5 protein-coding genes and 1 pseudogene are annotated in these 16,779 nt (G+C 70.5%); 3 read left to right on the top strand and 3 right to left on the bottom strand.

The window, feature by feature from the left end; genetic code table 11:
- The first annotated feature begins 225 nt into the window (after window positions 1-225).
- On the top strand, window positions 226-11,364 hold the full coding sequence (locus tag ACJ512_RS20685) for a type I polyketide synthase (protein WP_407685332.1): 11,139 nt from the start codon (window positions 226-228) through the stop codon (window positions 11,362-11,364).
- Window positions 11,365-11,376: 12 nt separating this feature from the next.
- Here the strand turns inward: ACJ512_RS20685 and ACJ512_RS20680 are convergent.
- From ACJ512_RS20680 to ACJ512_RS20670, 3 genes and pseudogenes are all read right to left on the bottom strand, one after another.
- A pseudogene (locus ACJ512_RS20680) lies at window positions 11,377-11,819 on the bottom strand (PPOX class F420-dependent oxidoreductase).
- Between the two features lie 4 nt (window positions 11,820-11,823).
- A complete protein-coding gene (locus ACJ512_RS20675) occupies window positions 11,824-12,942 on the bottom strand; it encodes an acyl-CoA dehydrogenase family protein (RefSeq protein ID WP_369737946.1) in 1,119 nt (372 codons plus the stop codon).
- Window positions 12,943-12,966: 24 nt separating this feature from the next.
- Window positions 12,967-14,127, bottom strand: a complete 1,161-nt coding sequence (locus ACJ512_RS20670; RefSeq protein WP_407685331.1) for an acyl-CoA dehydrogenase family protein — start codon at window positions 14,125-14,127, stop codon at window positions 12,967-12,969.
- 192 nt (window positions 14,128-14,319) lie between these two features.
- On the opposite strand from ACJ512_RS20670, the gene ACJ512_RS20665 reads away from it, so the two are divergent.
- Together ACJ512_RS20665 and ACJ512_RS20660 are read left to right on the top strand one after the other, a co-directional pair.
- Entirely contained in the window at window positions 14,320-15,156 is an 837-nt protein-coding gene (locus ACJ512_RS20665) for a ComEA family DNA-binding protein (protein ID WP_407685330.1), read from the top strand.
- Between the two features lie 16 nt (window positions 15,157-15,172).
- Window positions 15,173-16,768, top strand: a complete 1,596-nt coding sequence (locus ACJ512_RS20660; RefSeq protein ID WP_407685342.1) for a ComEC/Rec2 family competence protein — start codon at window positions 15,173-15,175, stop codon at window positions 16,766-16,768.
- The last annotated feature ends 11 nt before the right edge of the window (window positions 16,769-16,779 follow it).

The following is a 16,779-nucleotide window of genomic DNA, read 5'->3' as shown; positions in this document are numbered from 1 at the left end:
CATGCTTGGCATACTTGCCGCGGAGGCGATTCGGCTGCGCGATCCGGCGGGCATGTGTACAGTGCCCACGATGGTGTCGGGGGGCCAATTCGGTGGAGTTCCGCCAGGTCCGGTCTAGGGTGGGCGCAGTGAGCAGCTCGGAACCCATGTGGACACAACCAGGTTCCGGCGCCGCAAGCGTCGGCGCGCATCGGAGCTCCGGATCGAGATAGTTAGGACAACCGCATGACATCCGCCGAAAATCCGAGCACGCGAACATCGGGTTTTGCGATCGTCGGCTACGCGGCCCGCTTTCCCGGTGCCGCGGATGCGAACGAATTCTGGCAGGTGCTGGCCGAAGGCCGGGATGCGGTATCCGAGGTGCCCTCCGACCGGTGGGATGTCGACGAGTTCTTCGACCCCGATCCCGATGCCCCCGGCAAGATTGCGACCCGCCGGGCGGGTTTTGTTGACGACGTGACGGGGTTCGACGCTCCGTTTTTCGGGATGTCGGCGCGCGAGGTCAGGCTGCTGGACCCGCAGCACCGACTCCTGCTGGAGACGGCCTGGCGTGCGGTGGAGCATGCGGGTATCGCACCAACTGCGTTGGCGGACACCAACACCGGCGTGTTCGTCGGCTTGGCCACCCATGACTACCTGGGGATGGCCTCCGGCGAGCTGACTTACCCCGAGATCGAGGCCTACATGGCAATCGGGACCTCGAATGCCGCGGCAGCGGGCAGGATCAGCCATCGGCTGGGGCTACAGGGCCCGTCGGTGGCCGTCGACACGGCGTGCAGCTCGTCGTTGGTGGCGATCCATCAGGCGTGCCAGGCGCTGCTTTTGGGGGACTGCGACCTCGCGCTGGCCGGCGGCGCGAATGTCCTGCTCACCCCGGCGACCATGATCACCTTTTCCCGCGCGCACATGCTCGCGCCCGACGGCCGGTGCAAGACCTTCGACGCGTCCGCCGACGGGTACGTGCGCGGCGAGGGGTGCGGTGTCATCGTCGTCAAGCGGCTCGAAGACGCGGTCCGTGACGGCGACCGGATCCGGGCCGTGATCCGGGGTAGCGCGATCAACCAGGACGGCGCATCGGGTGGTTTGACGGTGCCGAACGGCATTGCGCAGCAACGGGTTATCGCCCAAGCGCTGCGGCGGGCCGGCATCGCACCCGGGGACGTCGGATACCTGGAGGCGCACGGCACCGGGACGTCGCTGGGCGACCCGATCGAGGCCCAGGCCGCCGGTGCGGTGTTCGGCGAGGGGCGCGACGCGGACCGGCCGCTGTTGATCGGGTCGGTGAAGACCAACATCGGGCACCTGGAGGCGGCCGCGGGGATCGCCGGCGTCATCAAGGTCATCCTGTCGCTCGAGCACGAGGTGTTGCCGGCGCACCTGCACTTCCGCAATCCGTCGCCGCACATCCCCTGGGACCGGCTGGCGCTGCAGGTCGTGCGGGAGGCCACTCCCTGGGAACGCGATGGTCGGCCCCGCATCGCCGGGGTCAGCTCGTTCGGGTTCGCCGGGACCAACGCGCACGTCGTCATCGAAGAGGCCCCGGTGGCACCCGATCAGGCCGGTCGGCTCGCGATCGCACCGGGTCCGGTCGAGCGGCCCGGGAATCGACGCTTCAGCGTGCTCCCGCTCTCGGCGCGCACGCCGGCCGCGCTGGTGCAGCTGGCCGACCACTACCGCAGCTGGTTGAGCGCGCACCCGGAGGTCACGCTGGCCGATCTCTGCTTTACCGCGGGAACGGGGCGAGCGCACTTCGAGCACCGGGCCGCGCTGGTGGTCGATTCGACCGAATCCGCCGGTGAGCTGCTCGGTGCGCTCGCGGACGATCGCCCCGCGCCGGGCCTGGTGCGCGGTGTTTCGGACAGGACGCCGAAGACGGCATGGCTGTTCACCGGTCAGGGCAGCCAGTACACCGGGATGGCCCGGGAGCTGTTCGAGACCGAGCCGGTGTTCGCCGAGACGATGACCCGGTGCGCGGAGGCGATCGCCGGCGTGCTCGAAAAGCCGCTGCTGGAAGTCATTTTCGATCCGGAGAACGAAGACACCCTGCGGCTGACCACCTACGCCCAGCCCGCGTTGTTCGCGGTGGAGATGGGCCTGGCCCGGCTCTGGCAGTCCTGGGGCTTCGAGCCCGACGTGGTGCTGGGCCACAGCGTGGGCCAGTACTCGGCCGCGTGCGTCGCGGGCGTGTTCGGCCTCGAGGACGGGGCCCTGCTGATGGCCGAGCGCGGCCGGCTGTTCGGCAGCCTGCCCGCCGGTGGCCGCATGGTCGCGATCTTCGCCGGCCCCGAGCGCGTGGAGAGCCTCACCGACGAGTACCCGAGCCTGTCGGTGGCCGCGTACAACGGCGCCAACACGGTGCTCTCGGGTCCCGCGGAGGACCTCGAGCGGGCGCTGGAGGGCCTGGAAGACGACGGTGTGCGCTGCGACTGGCTGGACACCAGCCACGCGTTCCACTCGGCGCTGCTGGACCCGATCCTCGACGAGTTCGAATCCTATGCGAATCGGTTCGAATTCGGCGAACCCGAAAAGATCCTGGTGTGCAACCGCACGGGCGCCGCGCTCGGCCGGAGCGTGACAATCGACGGCGCCTATTGGCGTCGTCACGCGCGTCAGCCCGTGGAATTCGCCAGGAGCGTGCGCGCTCTCGTCGATCTGCGCTGCAAAGTGCTGGTGGAGGTCGGACCGCAGCCGGTGCTCACCGCGGCGGCATTGCGGGCCTGGCCCGACCCGGCCACCGCGCCGCGGGCTATCGCTTCGTTGCGCCGCAACGGCGCCGACCACCGTCAGATCACCGAGGCGTTCGCCGAGGCGTACGTCCTGGGACACCTGCCCGACTTCGGCACGCTCATCGGACCGGCGCGCAAGCTCGATCTGCCCACCTACCCGTTCCAGCATCGCGAGTACTGGTACCGGGACAATCGGGAACGCCCCCACCAGCAACAGCGCGTCGCCGCCAGCAGCCAGGCGGTCCGGCTTCTCGAAGCGGATCAGATCGAGGAACTGGCCGCGCTCCTGGACGGTGCGAGGGGCAACCAGCAGACCGTGGAGGTGCTGACCAAGCTTGCCGCGCAACACAACCGGCAGCGTGCGACCCGGTCGATCGCGGATGAGCGCTACGAGATCCGGTGGGACAAATGCACCGCCGCCGCGTCCGGTGCGGAAGCCGGCGACGCACCGTACTGGCTTCTCATCGGCGACGACGCCGACGTGGTTGCGCCGTTGGTCGACGCGCTGACCGCGCGTGGACACCGGCATCGGATGCTGGGGCTGCCGGCGTCCGACGCGGACGAGGAGGAACTCGGGAACGCGTTGCGCGCCGCCGCCGCGGACGAGCCGGCGCTGCGCATCCTGCATGTCTCGGCCCTCGACTCCGGCGCCGGGCCGACGACGCTGTCGCTGTCGGAAATGCAGCACCGGGTCCTGGGCGGTACACGGCGGCTCTTCCGCGCCGCGGTCGCCGCCGAACTGCGCGCACCCATCTGGTTGGTGACCCGCAACGCCCAGCGAGTCATCGACGCCGACACCGTGTCACCGGACCAGAGTTGCCTGTGGGGGTTCGGCCGTGCCGCCGCGCTGGAGCATCCGCAGGTGTGGGGCGGACTGGCGGACCTGGCCGAAGGGACCGCAGCGCCGACGACCGCAGATTGGTCGGCGTTGATCGACCAGGTCGCGGCGGCCCCGCGCGGCTCGTCCGCGCGGGAAGACCAGTTCGCGCTGCGTGAGCAGGCGGTCTATGTGCCGCGGCTGGTTCGGCAGCTTCGGCAACCGAGCGGCGCACCGCCGGAATTACGTTCTGACGCAACGTATCTGGTGACCGGCGGGCTGGGCGCGATCGGGCTGGAGATTGCCGCCTATCTGGCCGCGAACGGCGCCCGGCACCTCGTGCTGACCAGCCGGCGCGCACCCGGCGACGCCGCGCAACGGCGCATCGACGCGATCCGCGAAAAGCACGGCTGCGAGGTCATGGTCGTCGCGGCCGACGTCGCGAACGCCGACGACGTCGCGCGCCTGCTGGCCACCGTGCAGGCCGAGTTGCCGCCGCTGGCCGGCATCGTGCACGCCGCGGGCGAGATCGGCACCACCCCGCTGCGCACCCTCGACGATGCCGAAGTCGACCGTGTGTTCGCCGGGAAAGTCTGGGGTGCTTGGCATTTGAGCGAAGCTACCGCCGACCTGCAGTTGGACTTCTTCCTCAGCACCTCCTCGATCGCCTCGGTATGGGGCAGCTTCGGCCAGACCGCCTACGGCGCGGCCAACGCCTTCCTCGATGGGCTGGCCTGGCGGCTGCGCGGGAGGGGGGGCATCAGCGTCAATTTCGGCCCCTGGTCCGCCGGCATGGCCGACGAGGAGGCTCGCACGCGACTGGCGCAGCGCGGGGTGCGGACATTGTCGGCCGCCGACGCGCTGGCGGGTATGGCCGACGTCATGGCGGCTTCGTGCGCGCCGGGGGAGGCGCCGGGTCCCGCGCAAGGGGTGGTGGCCCGGATCGACTGGGCCCGCTTCCTGCCGCTGTACCAGCAAGCCGGGAGGCGGTCGCTCCTCGCGGAACTGGAGCGCGAGGTGCCCACCGAGGCGACGGGGGTCGCGGCGTCCGCAACTCTTTCCGGGAAGACCCGGTTGGTCGAGCAGCTCACCCACGCTCCGGTACAGCGGCGCAGGAAGATGCTCGTGGATTACCTGCGCGAGGCGGTGGCGGAGGTGACGCGCGTCGATGCCGCCGAAATCCGTGAGGACGCCGGATTCTTCGACCTCGGCATGGATTCCCTGATGGCCATCGAATTGCGGCAACGCATCGAGCAAGGCGTCGGCAAGGAGATCCCCGCAACCCTGGCGATGGACTACCCACGTCTGTCCGACGTGGCGGATTACCTGCTCGGCGACGTGCTCGGGCTCGACGACCAGGCATCGGCTGGTTCGGGGGCCGGTTCGCGGCGCCCGCAGGCGTCGGCAGTGACGACACGCACCGACGAGCCGATCGCGATCGTCGCGGTGTCGTGCCGTTTCCCCGGTGCGCCCGACCCGGAAGCATTCTGGGAGCTGCTGTCCGGCGGTGTCGATGCGATCCGGGAGGTCCCGGAAGACCGGTTCGACATCGACGAGTTCTACGATCCCGACCCGGAGGCGCCGGGCAAGATCTACAGCCGTTTCGGCGGATTCCTCGACGCCATCGACGGATTCGACCCGGAGTTCTTCGGTATCTCCCCGCGCGAGGCGGTCTGGATCGAACCGCAACAGCGGCTGATGCTCGAAACCGTGTGGGAGGGCATCGAACGGGCGGGGTACGCGCCGTCCGCGCTGCGCGGCAGCCGAACCGGCATCTTCGTCGGGGTCGGCGCCAACGAGTATTCGCATCTGCTGTCCGCGGAGTCGGTCGAAAAGCTCGAGCCCTACTTCATCACCGGCAATGCGCTCAATGCCGTCTCGGGCCGCGTCGCCTTCGCGCTCGGCCTGGAAGGGCCGGCGGTCGCGGTCGATACCGCCTGCAGCTCGTCGTTGGTGGCCGTCCATCAGGCCTGCCAGGCGTTGCACTCCGGCGACTGCGATCTGGCGGTGGCCGGCGGGGTGAACGTGTTGCTGAGCCCGGTGACCGTCATCGCGGCCTCGCGCGCCAGGATGCTTTCCCCGGTGGGGCGGTGCAAGACCTTCGACGCCTCCGCCGACGGCTACGTGCGTAGCGAGGGCTGCGGGGTCCTGGTGCTCAAGAGGCTGAGCGATGCGGTGCGCGACGGCGATCGGGTCTGCGCGGTCATCCCGAGCAGCGCGGTCAATCAGGATGGCGCCTCCAGTGGGTTGACGGTGCCCAACGGGCTTGCCCAGCAACGACTTATCACCACGGCGCTGGCTCGCGCGGGTTTCGCCGGCGGGGACGTCGACTACCTCGAGGCGCACGGGACGGGAACCGCGCTGGGCGATCCGATCGAGGTGCAGGCGGCCGGGGCCGTCTACGGTGCCGCCCGGGAGCCGGACCGGCCGTTGCTGATCGGATCGGTGAAGACCAACATCGGCCACCTCGAGGCGGCGTCCGGGGTCGCCGGTCTGATCAAGGTCGTGTTGTCCCTGCAGCACGAGATGCTGCCCAAGAGCCTGCACTTCCAGACACCGTCGCCGCACATTCCCTGGAACTCGCTGCCGGTGCAGGTCGTCGACGAGCCGATGCCGTGGCAGGCGAACGGCAGGCTGCGGCGCGCCGGCATCAGTTCCTTCGGGTTCACCGGGACGAACGCACACGTGCTGATCGAGGAGGCACCGCCACAATCGGCGACCGCCGACGAGTACTCGACGGGGGATCGCGCCCTCGACGTCACCGCGGTGGCGGAGGTGGACGCTGCAGACGAGCCGGTCGAGGTGCTGCCGCTGTCCGCGCGGTCGCCGCAGGGTCTGATCGATCTGGCACAGCGATACGGGGAGTGGTTGAACGCCCACCCGAAGGTCGACATCGCCGACGTGTGCTTCACCGCGGCGGTCGGGCGTTCGCATTTCGAACACCGCGCCGCGCTGGTCGTCGATTCGGTTCAGGGCGCCCGCGATCTGCTGGCTGAGTTGGCCGAGAACCGGATGCGGCCCGGAGTGGTGCGCGGCGAGTGCACGGACGCCCCGACGACGGCCTGGTTCTTCACCGGTCAGGGTAGTCAATACCCCGGGATGGCGCGCGAGTTGTACGACGCCGAGCCGGTTTTCGCCGACACGGTGCGACGCTGCGCGGACGCGGTCGACGGGATGCTGCCGCGCCCGCTGCTCGAGGTATTGTTCGCTAGCGACCCCGAAGCCGGAGAAGCGCTGCGGCACACGTCGTTTGCGCAGCCCGCGCTGTTCGCGGTCGAGATGGGGCTGGCCCGCCTGTGGCAGTCGTGGGGCGTCGAGCCCGACGTGGTCCTGGGGCACAGCGTCGGCCAGTACGCGGCGGCGTGTGTGGCCGGCGTGTTCGGCCTCGAGGATGGCGTACGGCTGATGGCCGAGCGTGGCCGGTTGTTCGGCAGCCTGCCCGACGGCGGGCGAATGGTGGCCGTGTTCGCCGACGCCAAATACGTCGAGGGGTTCGCCAACGAATTTCCCCGGGTCTCGGTCGCCGCTTACAACGGCCCCAACACGGTGCTGTCGGGTCCCGGCGAAGACCTGGAAGAGATTTTCGGCAGGTGTGGCAACGACGGGGCCCGGTGCACCTGGCTGGAAACCAGCCACGCCTTCCATTCGGAGTTGCTGGAGCCGGTGCTCGATGAATTCGAGTCGTACGCGGCGCGGTTGGAGTTCGCCGTGCCGACGTTGCCGCTGGTGTGCAACCGCACCGGCGCCGTGCTCACGCCCGACACCCCGCTGGACGCCCAGTATTGGCGGCGCCATTCCCGCCAGCCCGTGCAGTTCGCAGAAAGCGTGCGCACCGTGGCGGCGCTGGGCTGCTCGGTGTTGATGGAGATCGGTCCGCAGCCGGTTCTGACGGGGGCCGCGGTGCAGGTCTGGCCGGAGCACCTGGCCGCCCCGCGTGCGGTCGTCTCCCTGCGCAAGGGCGTCGGCGACCGGCGCCAGATCGCCGAGGCGCTGGCCGCGGCCTACGTCAGCGGCCATCGGCCCAGTTTCGCGGCGCCGCATCGCCAACCCCGCCGCAAACTCGAGCTGCCCACCTACCCGTTCCAGCGCCGCCGCTTCTGGCCCAAGGCGTCCGGGATCGCGGGCCTCGAGGGACACGGCGGTGCGGTGTCCGGAATCCTCGGTAGCGCAAAAGATCTCGCTTCCGGCGACTCCGTGTACACCAGTCGGCTGTCGGTCAAGTCGCAGCCGTGGCTGTCCGATCACGTCATCTACGGCACCGTCGTCGTCCCGGGGGCCACGTACGCGGCGATGGCCCTGGCCGCCGCCGGGCCGCCGGGGCGCGTGCAGGACGTCTTCTTCTACGAGCCGATCATTCTGTCCGAGAAAGCTTCTCGCGAGGTGCAGTTGACTCTGCATCCGCTGGAGGACGGTGCCGGCTGGAGCTTCCGGGTGCACAGCCGCCCCTACGGCGTCAGCGATGCCGAGTGGTCGCTGAACGCCGACGGCACCGTCGTCAACGGTGCCGCCCCTGTCGAGGAGGAGCCGGCATCCGACGCCGCGGAACCCATCGACACGGCCACCGAGCGGATGGAGCGCATGCGTCCGCAGCAGCTGTTCGAGACCTTCGCCGACATGGAGCTGGCCTGGGGGCCCAACTGGTCCGGTTCCCTGAAGTCGTTGTGGCTGGGCGAGGGCGAAGCGATCGGTGACGTCACCGTCGGCGAAGAACTCGCCGAACATCTCGGTACCGAGCCCATGCACCCGGTGCTGCTCGACCTGTGCACCGGCGTCGCCTTCCCGGCGTTCCCGGCGCTGCTCGCGGCCGAGGCAGGGGTGAACGATCTCTTCCTGCCGTTGCGGTACGGGCAAGTCGAACTGCTGGAGAAGATGCCCCGGCGGTTCTACTGCCGCGCGAAGTGGCACACCAGCGCCCTCGACAGCGAAACCCAGGTCTTCGATCTCGACTTCGTCGACCGGGATGGCCGCCGCCTCGGCGGCATCCGCGAGTTCACCGTCAAGCGCGCTCCCCGGGAGGCGTTGCTGCGGGGACTCGGTGGCGACGCCACCCGGCAGCTGTACACCCTGGGTTGGCACGAGGTGCCGCCTCCGCCGTCGAGCGGTGACACGGCGAGCATGGCCGGCACCTGGCTGGTCGCCGGGTTCAACGAACTGGCGGCCGAGCTGCCGGGCTGCATCGCGTTCGACCGGGTGACGGATCCGGAGCCGTTGGGGCAGCTGTTGGCGCAGGCCCGCGAGCGTGGGATGCCCTTCTCGGGCATCGTGTGGCGCAGCGCGGGCCCGGGGGCGGCCGAGTCGGCCGGCGAGTCGGCCGCGCGGCTGGAAACCGAGATCGCCCAGCTGCTCGGCGCCGTGCACACGTTGCAGGCCGCCGATGACTCGGGCGTGGTGAAACTGCCCGGTGGCCTGTGGATCATCACCGAACGGGCCGTGGCGACCGAATCCGGCGAACCGGTCGACCCCGTGCAGGCGGCGCTGTGGGGACTCGGCCGCACCGTCGCCAACGAGGAACCGGCCCTGCACTGCAGGCTGGTTGACCACGACGGATCAAAAGATGCGGTGCGCTCGCTGGTCGGTCTTCTCGGCACACCGGTCGAGGAGCCCGAACTGGCACTGCGCCAAGGCAAGTTCCTGGCGCCGCGGCTACTGCAGTGGTCGCGCAGCGGCCACCTCACGGTGCCGCGCGCGGCCGATTACGCGCTGGCCCCCACCGAGCGCGGCGCGATCGACAACCTGCGCCTGGCCGAGACCGAAGTGCCGCCGCCGGGCGACGGCTACGTGCAGGTCCGGGTGGAGGCCGCCGGCCTGAACTTCCGGGATGTGCTCAACGTGCTGGGCCTCTACCCCGGCGACCCGGGCCCGATCGGCGGCGATTTCGCCGGCGTCGTCACCCAATTGGGTGGCGGTGTCACCGGGCTCGAGGTCGGCCAGCGCGTCTATGGCTTCATGCAGGGCGCGTTCGCCAGCCGGTTCAACGTGCCGGCCCAGCTGCTGGCGCCGATCCCCGCTCGCGTGAGTGCGGTGGACGCGGCGACCATCCCCGCTGCAGCGCTCACCGCGCGGCTCGCGTTCGACTGGGCACAGCTCAAGCCCGGCGACCGGGTACTCATCCACGCCGCCAGCGGTGGTGTCGGATTGGCCGCGATCCAGATGGCGCAGCAGCACGGCGCGACCGTCTTCGCCACCGCGAGCACCTACAAGCGCGCGACACTGCGCAAGCTGGGTGTGCAGCACGTCTACGACTCGCGCAGTACGGATTTCGCCGACCAGATCCTCGCCGACACCGACGGTGCCGGCGTGGACGTGGTGCTCAACAGCCTGACCAACGAGGGGTTCGTCGAGGCGACCGTGCGGGCCACCGCCCAGAACGGCCGATTCGCCGAGATCGCCAAGCGCGACATCTGGACGCGCGAGCAGATGGCGGCGGCCCGACCCGACATCGCCTACGAGATCGTCGCGCTCGACACGGTCACCTTCCAGGAGCCCGAACGCATCCGGGGCCTGCTGCGCGAGGTGTCGGACGGGCTGGCCCGCGGCGAGTGGACGCCACTGCCCGCCGAGATCTATCCGCTGACCGAGGCCAAGACGGCGTTCCGCCGGATGCAGCAGGCGCGGCACATCGGCAAGATCGTGCTGCAGATGCCCAACCGGCTTCAGCCGCGGGGTGATCGGAGCTATCTGGTCACCGGTGGACTCGGTGCGATCGGTTTGCACCTGGCGGCCTATCTGGCCCAACTCGGTGCCGGAGACATCGTCTTGACGAGCCGGCGTGCCCCCGACGCAGACGCCCAACGGACCATCGGGGAGATCGTCGAGCGCTACCGGTGCCGCATCCACACCTTCGCCGCCGATGTCGGCGACGAATCCGAGGTCTCGAAACTGGTGGAGCGGATCCGGGCGGAGCTGCCGCCGCTCGCGGGTGTGGCGCATCTGGCGGGCGTCCTCGATGACGCCCTGTTGTCCCAACAGAGCGTCGAACGGTTCCGAACCACGTTGGCGCCCAAGGCGTTCGGAGCCTCGTATCTGGACCGCGCGACGAAGGACGACGATCTCGACTTCTTCATCGTGTCCTCGTCGGTGTCCAGCTTGCTGGGTTCACCCGGTCAGGCCAACTATTCGACGGCCAATGCGTGGCTCGACGGGCTGGTCGCCCAGCGGAAGGCGCTTGGCCTGCCGGCGACCGGGGTCAACTTCGGCCCCTGGGCGCAGGGCGGCATGGCTTCCTCGGAGGCCGCGCGCGCCAATATCGGTGCGCAGGGCCTGGTTTCGCTGGATCCCTCGGCCGCACTCAACGCGCTCGCCGAAGCCGTCGCCAACGGAACGGGGCAGGCAACCGTCATCAAGGCCAACTGGCAGCGTGTCGCGAAGGTGCTGGGCAGTTCCCGTCCCCCGATTCTCGACCTGGTGTTGCCCAGCGCCGTCGGGGAGACGACCGGCGACAGTGAGCTGCTCCGGCAACTGCAGGAGATACCGGCGGCCCGGCGCGCCGGTTTCATCACCGAGTTCCTGCAGCGCGAGGTGCAGGGCTTCCTGCGGCTCGCGCAACCACCGGCCGCCACCAGCAGGTTCCTGGACCTCGGTACGGATTCTCTGATGGCGGTCGAACTTCGCAACCGGTTGCACAGCCAGTTCGGTGGCGCGTTCACGATCAACGCCACCGCGGTGTTCGACTACCCGACGATCGGGGGGCTCGCCGAATATCTCGCCGGACAGCTGCCCGAGGCGGCGGGCGAGGCGGAACCCGTCGCGGCGGACGAGCAGGATTCGGAGCCCGCGGCGGAGCCGGGACCCGAAGCCGTCGGAGGACCCGAGCCGAGTTGATTCCCCGCGGGTTCAGTCGGCGATGTCGAACGCCGAGTTGACCTTGGTCGGGCGCACCCGCACCACCAGTTCGCCCGGCACGGCGTTGCGGCGGCCGAACTCGGCGGCGCGCTCAGCGCCCATGTAGCGGGCGCTGATCCGCGTCGCGGTGTCCAGCAGGTCCTGCGGGTCCTCGCTCACTGACGCTTCTTTTTTGCGGCCCTGGACGCTGTTACGAACGAATAGGGCGGGTGGGGGTCGTCCACGCAGATCACCACCCGCGGATCACGGTGCAGTGACCGGCCTTTGGCCGTGTCACGGCCGGTGTTGAACACCACCTGGTCGTCGTCGACGATGATCCACACCGGTGCCACCAGCGGCCGCCCGTCGGCGGCGAGGTAGCCGAGCATGCCGGTGCGGGTGCCGGCCGAGAGGAACTCGACGACTTTCTCGGAGAGTTCGCTACGCCCGGCCATGTCGCTAGAGCCGGGCCAGGTCGTACTCGCCGAGGTGGTCGATCAGGTTGTGCAGGTGGTCGCCCGAGGTGCCCAGGGTGTGCTCGATCGCGGTGAGCCGCGCCGCATAGTGGGCTATCGGGTATTCCGCGGTCACGCCGATGCCGCCGTGCATCTGGATCGACTCCTGCGCGACGTGCCGGCCCGAGCGGCCGATCTGCAGTTTGGCCCGCGAGGCGATGACCGGGTCGAGGTTGCCGTCCGCGATCGACATGGCGGCGTACAGGCTCATGCTGCGGGCCAGTTCCAGCGAGACGTACATGTCGGCGGCGCGCTGGGTCAGCGCCTGGAACTTGCTGAGCGTGACGCCGAACTGCTTGCGGGTCGTGAGGTAGTCGGTGGTCAGCCGCAGCGCTTCGTCCATCGCGCCGACCGCCTCGGCGCACAACCCCGACTGGATGCGGATGACGGCGTCACGGATGGCGCCCGACGCGTCGGCTGCTTCGCCCAGGGGTGCGGCGGGCGCCGAATCGAGGTCGAGCTGCGCGCCGCGCTGTCCGTCGAAGGTGCGATAGGGGTGACGGGTCACCGAGGTGTTTTCCGAGGCCGCGTCGACCAGGAACAGCCCGGTGCCACCGTCCGGCAGCGCGGCGCTGACCACCAAGGTCTCGGCGCAGTCGCCGGCGAGCACCGGATTCTTCCGGCCGCTGAGTGTCCACGAACCACCTTGCCGCTCAGCCTTGGTGCTCACGCCGGCCGACGGTGTGCGGTGACCCGGCTCGAGATGGGCGAAGGCGAGCAACCGTTGTCCGGCGGCGACGTCGTCGAGCAGTTGCCGCTGCTCCTGGCTGCCCAGCGCGGCGATCAGCGCGCCGGGCCCCAGCGCGGCGTGCAGGACCGGTTCCGGGGCGAGCCGGCGCCCGATTTCGTTGAGCACCACCATGACCTCGATCTGGCCGGCCTCCTCGGGATCGAACCCGAGGCCGAGGATCCCGGTGTCGGCCAGCTGACTCCAGACCTCGCGGCTCCAGCCGAGATCGGTGCCGACGACCTTGTTGCGGCTTTCCGGGTCATAGGTGCGCGCCAGCAGGTCGCGGGTGGTGTCGCGGAGCAGTGACTGCTCGTCGCTCAGTTGAAAGTCCATGGTTGCCTCACAATCCCAAAACGTTCACAGGCCGAGAATGGTGGATGCGATGATGTTGCGCTGCACTTCGCTGCTGCCGCCGTAGATCGACGTCTTGCGGTAGTTGAGGTAGTGCGGCGCACTGTCTTGCGCCCAGGACGGCGACGCGATGTCTTCCCCGTTGGCCGGCAGCGCGTCGGCGCCGGCCACCTCGACGAGCAATTCGGTGGCCAGTTGCTGCAACTGGCTGCCGCGCAGCTTGAGCACCGACGACGCCGGGTTGGGCTTGCCGCCGGAGGAGTCCGACACCACCCGCGCCTGCGTGAGTTCCAGTGCGAGCACCTCGTTTTCGGCCTCTGCCAGCCGGGCCGCGAACAGCGGGTCATCGAGCACCCCCGTTTCCGCGGCGCATTTCTTCACCTCGGCGAGGCGCACTTTGGTGCGCCCGACTCCGGCGATGCCGGTGCGCTCGTTGCCGAGCAGGAATTTCGCGTAGGTCCAGCCCTGGTTCTCTTCTCCGACAAGCTGGTTGGCCGGCACGCGGACGTCTTCGAAGAAGACCTCGTTGATCTCCTGGCCGCCGTCGATGGTCTTGATGGGCCGCAGGGTGATGCCCGGGGTCTTCATGTCGAAGAGCAGGAACGAGATGCCGGCCTGGCGTTTGGGAGCCTGCGGGTCGGTGCGCACCAGGCAGAAGATCCAGTCCGCGTACTGGCCGAGAGTCGTCCAGGTCTTCTGGCCGTTGACGACGTAGCTGTCGCCGTCGCGGACCGCGGTCGTGCGCAGCGACGCCAGGTCCGAACCGGCCTCGGGCTCGGAGAAGCCCTGGCACCACCAGATGTCGAGGCTGGCCGTCGGCGGCAGAAACCGCTTCTTGATCTCCTCGGAACCGAATTCGGCGATCACCGGGCCCACCATCTTGGTGTTGAAGTTGAGCGGCTCCGGAACGCTCGCCAACTGCATCTCGTCGGCCCAGATCTGGTGCTGGGTGGGAGTCCAGTCCTTGCCGCCCCACTCGACCGGCCAGTTCGGCACCGCCAGACCGTGCTCGTGCAGGATCTTGTGGCTGGTCACGATGTCGTCGCGGCGCGCCGACGCCGCACCCGCACGCCCCCGCTCACGCAACTCCCGCGGGATCTTCGTCGTGTAGAACGTGCGGAGTTCGTCGCGGAACGCGGCTTCCTCCGGTGTCAGCGCCAATTGCATGGCGGCCTCCTGTCGTTTCGGGAACGCGGCGACCCGCTGCCAGGGAGTTTTCGGTTGGCGGTGGTTCGCTCGGCTTACATCTTGACCCATCCGTTGCGGGCGTTGTCCACAGCCTCGGGTTAATCCACAGATCGGGCCGCCGACGCCGTTGTGCGCGGCCGTTGCGGCGGCGGGCGCGCCTACGGTCGGCGCATGCGCACAGACCTTCCCGCCGAGCGACTGCACCGGCGACTCGCCGCCGACCCGGATGCCGACCCGGGCGCCGATCCCTCCGCCGATTCCGGGGGCGGGGCCGACGAGGACCAGAATTCGTTGCTACCGCGGTGGCTTCCCGAGGCGTCGCCGGGTCCGGGCTGGGTGGCCAGGGTGCGCGCCGATCCGGGCCGGGCCGGTGCGATCGCCTTGGCGGTCGTGGCGGCGCTGGCCGTGCTGGTCACCGTGTTCACGTTGGTGCGTGACCGGCCCGCCCCGGTGATGTCGGCCAAGCTTCCCCCGGTCGAGAAGGCGTCGCCGGCAAGTCCCCGCTCGTCGGCGAGCCCGGGCGCCGGCGACCACCCGGTGGTCGTCAGCGTGGTTGGGCTGGTGCACACCCCCGGCTTGGTCACCCTGGCGCCGGGCGCGCGTATCGCCGACGCGCTGCAGGCCGCCGGTGGTGCGGTGGCGGGCGCGGACACCATCGGGCTGAACATGGCCCGCCCGCTCGGCGACGGCGAACAGATCGTGGTGGGGCTCGCGCCGGCGCCGGGCCGGCCGGCGGCGCTGGGCAGCTCGGTGGCCTCCGGCCCGGCGCCGGCCCCGGGGGCGCCGGCATCGGGGCCGGCGAAACCGAAGCCGGGCCAGGCGCTCGACCTCAACGCCGCAACCGTCGAGCAGCTCGACACCCTCCCGGGGGTCGGGCCGGTCACCGCCGCCGCGATCGTGGCGTGGCGGCAGGCCAACGGCAAGTTCACCAGCGTCGACCAGCTCGCCGACGTCGACGGCATCGGCCCGGCACGGCTGGAGAAGCTGCGTGCCCTGGTCCGCGTCTGACCTACGCGGGCCCGGGTTGCCCACCCCCGGCGAACCGGCGCCGGCGCGGGTCGACGTCCGCCTGGTGCCGGCCGCGCTCACCGGCTGGGTGGTGACCGCCGCGGGGATCGTGTGGCCAGTAGGGCGGGCGCTGGCGTGGTGCTGCGTCGTGCTGCTCGCGGCCGCCGGCGTGTTGGCCTGCTACGCGGCGGGCCATTCCGGCGCGTACCCGCGCCTGCGGGCGTTCAGCGCCGGACTGCTCGCCGTCGCGGTCGTGGGCACCGGATTCGGGTTCGCGATCGCCCTGCGCTGCGACGCGCTGGCGCGCCATCCGATTGCCGCCGCGTTCGGGACGGCGGCCCCGGTGACGGTCACCCCCACCGAGAGCCCGGTGCCGCTCGGGAGCGCACGGCTGATGTTCCGTGCCGACCTCGTGCGCGTGCGGGCCGACGACATGTCGGGCCGCGTGGTCGTTTTCGCCCGGGCCTCCGACTTCGGCGACGTGATGGTGGGTCAACCGGTGCGGTTCACCGCCCGCATCGGACGGCCGGGCCGCCACGACTTGACCGTCGCCGTGCTCAACGCCTCGGGCCGGCCGACCGTGGGCACCGCCGGTGCGGTGCAGCGGGCGGCTCACGCCGTGCGAATGCGCTTCGCGGCCGCCGCCCGCGACGCGCTGCCCGCGGCCCAGGGGGCGATGCTGCCCGCCCTTGTCCTCGGCGACACCTCGGCGGTGACCGCCGAGATCGGCCGCGAATTCCGGGCGGCGGGAATGACGCATCTGACGGCGGTGTCCGGGGCCAACGTCACCATCGTCTGCGCGGCGGTGCTGTTCTCGGCGCGGCTGCTCGGGCCACGCGCGGCTGTCGCGCTTGCCGCGGTGGCGCTGGTCGCGTTCGTCATCGTCGTCCAGCCGACGGCGAGCGTGCTGCGGGCGGCGGTGATGGGGGCGATCACGCTGGCGGGCATGCTGTCGGCGCGCCGGCGGCAGGCGGTCCCGGCCCTGGCCGCCACGGTGCTGGTGCTCGTGGCTCTCGCTCCCCAGCTGGCGGTCGACGTGGGGTTCGCGCTGTCGGTGCTGGCGACCGCCGCGCTGGTGGTGATCGCGCCGGCCTGGTCGCGGCGCCTGGTCGCCAGAGGATGGCCCCGGACGGCGGCGGACGCGTTCGCCGTCGCCTGGGCCGCCCACGCGGTGACGGCTCCGCTAGTGGCCGGTATCTCGGGCCGGGTCAGTTTGGTGGCCGCCGGGGCCAACCTCGCGGTGGCCCCGGTGATCGCCCCGATCACCGTGCTGGGCACCGCCGGGGCCGCGCTCGACCCGCTGTGGCCGGCCGGTGCGCGGCTGCTGATCCGGTTCACCGGGCCCGAGCTGTGGTGGGTCCTGGGTGTCGCGCGGTGGGCGGCCGCGGTGCCCGCGGCCAGCGTGCCCGTGCCGTCCGGCGCGGCGGGCGTGCTGGTGGTCGGCGGTGCCACGGCGATGTTGGCGGTCTCGGTCGTGCTGCTGGGGAGGCGGCGGCGGTTTCGTGTGGCGGCCGGATACGCCGGCGGGCTCCTTGTGCTGTGCCTGCTGGCCTGGTCGCTGTCGGGACTGGTCGGTCCCTGGTCACAATCCCGTGACACCATCGTGGGGTGAGTGAGGTTTCG

Origin of the sequence: Mycobacterium cajalii (assembly GCF_045809005.2) — a bacterium.
GTDB lineage: Bacteria > Actinomycetota > Actinomycetes > Mycobacteriales > Mycobacteriaceae > Mycobacterium.
Note: the sequence above shows the minus strand (reverse complement) of the source record. Positions and strands in the feature narration are given on the sequence as shown.